Below are 2,116 nucleotides of genomic sequence, written 5' to 3'. Positions count from 1 at the left end.
AGGCCGAAGACCCACAGGTCACCGCCGAGCCCCGGGCTGTAGCTGACGTCGGACAGCGGCGCGTAGGCGAACCAGCCGAAGGAGGCGGCACCCTGCGGGGTCAGGAACCCGGCCACCGTGATGAGGCCGCCGAAGAGGTAGAGCCAGTAGGCGAACATGTTCAGCCGCGGGAACGCGACGTCCGGCGCGCCGATCTGCAGCGGCATGATGGCGTTCGTGAAGGCGGCGAAGAGCGGCGTCGCGAAGAGCAGCAACATGATCGTGCCGTGCATCGTGAACAGCTGGTTGAACTGCTCCTTGGTGTCCACAACCTGCAGGCCCGGCGAGACCAGCTCCGCGCGGATGAGGAGGGCGAGCACGCCGCCGAAGAGGAAGAAGGCGAACGTCGTGGCGAAGTAGAGGTTCCCGATGACCTTGTGGTCCGTCGTCGTGAGCACCCGGTAGAGCATGCGTCCCGGTGCCCGGCGAGCTGGCGCCCGCTGAATGGTCGCGTCATGCGTCGCGATCCTTGGTTCTGCCGTCGTCGCCATCTCGCTCAACCGCCTCACGCCCATCACCCGGCGACGGGCCCGTCGCTGGAGCACTCTGTCCGAAATATTACGGCTGTATCCGTGTAAAAAATAGCCCCAAATGTCCCCGTCGATCCCATGACGGGAGGAGCGAGCTGGGCCACGATGTCCGCTATGGGTGACTCACCTGACCACTCCGCCGCGGACCGGGCTCCGGAACCGTTCGTCCCGCCCTACGTGACGACGCCTCCGGTCCGCCATCGCGACCGCACCCGCATCGCGTTGATCGCAACCACGTGCCTCCTGGTCCTGACGCTGGTGGCCGGCTCAGCGGCATACGTCTACACCAACAACTCGTCCCGGGAGTGGAAGGCCACGGCCGAGCAGCACGTGGCCGAGCTGGCCGACATGACGGCACAGCGGGAGCAGGTTCAGGGGCTGCTCGACGCATCGCAGGCGGCGCTCGCCCAGACGAAGGGCGCGCTCCAAGAGGTCACCGAGCAGTACAACGACGCCTCGGACCGGATCCGCGGCCTCGCCGACGAGAAGGCGCAGGCCGCCGACACCGTCGGCGTGCTCGGCTCAGCCGTCGAGCGGTCGCGCAACGTCGCGCTCCAGCTCGACCGCTGCGTCGCAGGCCTCCAGGAGCTGCAGGACTACCTGCTCGACATCGACAGCTACGAGATGTCCGTCGTCCTCGGCGTGGCCGAGGAGATCAACCAGGGGTGTGACAGGGCGCAGGAGGCCAGTGACGCCTTCGTCAGCTGGCTGGAGGGGAACTGACGTGCGGCGTTCGGTCCGCGCCATCGCGGGAGTCGTCCTCGTGCTGACCTCATCGGGGGCCTGCGGCGACCTCGCGCCAGTTGCGCCGCCGGAGGTTCCCGTGGCCACGGCCCTGCCCGTGACGCCGTCGCGGTCGCTCGACCTCGAGGCGGGGGAGGCGACCATCGAAGGGTTCACCGAGCTCGAACGGGCCGCCCTGCGGATTCGCAACATCGGTTGCGGCGGGGTGCGCACGGGCTCCGGCTTCGCCATCGGCGACCAGGTGCTGGTGACGAACCGGCACGTGGTGGCTGGCGCCACGACGCTCGAGGTGAGCACGTTCGATGGCAAGGACATCGACGTCCGCACATCCGGAGCCGCAACCGTCGCTGACCTGGCGATCGTGCGGACGAAGGACAAGCTGCCGGCCTCAATCACTCTCGCGCCGTCGAATCCCGAGGTGGGACAGACGGTCACGGCCATCGGCTATCCGTTGGGCGGACCGCTGACGACGACGAGTGGCAAGGTGCTCGGCTATCGAGAGGACCCCGTCGCGAAGTCCGACTTCCCCATGCTGCTCAACTCCGCGCCGGTGGAGCACGGCAGCTCGGGCAGCCCGCTTGTCGACATCACGGGCGAGCTCGTCGGCGTGGTGTACGCGTCCACCGGACCCGGCCGCAACTATGCCGTGCCGATCGAGGTGCTCAAGGACGTGCTCGGCAAGCCGCAGTCCTTCGGTGACAAGACCGACTGCGACGAGTAACGCTCAGGAGCAGTTGGGGCACGGTCCCGCGACCGGCATCTCCATGAAGCAGGTGGGACAGATACCGCCGCGTCGCTCCTCA

Annotated in this window: 3 protein-coding genes; 2 read left to right on the top strand and 1 reads right to left on the bottom strand. The window is 67.9% G+C overall.

Translation table 11 applies throughout. The features are described from left to right. On the bottom strand, window positions 1-449 hold a 449-nt coding region (locus VIR15_RS08065; RefSeq protein WP_331926960.1), incomplete at its 3' end, for a cbb3-type cytochrome c oxidase subunit I. Window positions 450-683: 234 nt separating this feature from the next. Between VIR15_RS08065 and VIR15_RS08060 the strand changes: the two genes are divergently transcribed. Beyond that, window positions 684-1,292 carry a hypothetical protein gene (locus VIR15_RS08060; RefSeq protein ID WP_331926959.1) on the top strand — a complete coding sequence of 203 codons (609 nt, stop codon included), beginning with the start codon at window positions 684-686 and terminating at the stop codon, window positions 1,290-1,292. Window position 1,293: 1 nt separating this feature from the next. Beyond that, on the top strand, window positions 1,294-2,034 hold the full coding sequence (locus tag VIR15_RS08055) for a S1C family serine protease (RefSeq protein ID WP_331926958.1): 741 nt from the start codon (window positions 1,294-1,296) through the stop codon (window positions 2,032-2,034). The last annotated feature ends 82 nt before the right edge of the window (window positions 2,035-2,116 follow it).

This window comes from Intrasporangium sp., from assembly GCF_036566125.1.
Classification (GTDB): domain Bacteria; phylum Actinomycetota; class Actinomycetes; order Actinomycetales; family Dermatophilaceae; genus Intrasporangium.
Note: the sequence above shows the minus strand (reverse complement) of the source record. Positions and strands in the feature narration are given on the sequence as shown.

Excerpts from the sequence above, each read along its gene's own strand:
- VIR15_RS08060 (WP_331926959.1), top strand. The coding sequence starts at position 684 with ATGGGTGACTCACCTGACCACTCCGCCGCGGACCGGGCTCCGGAACCG.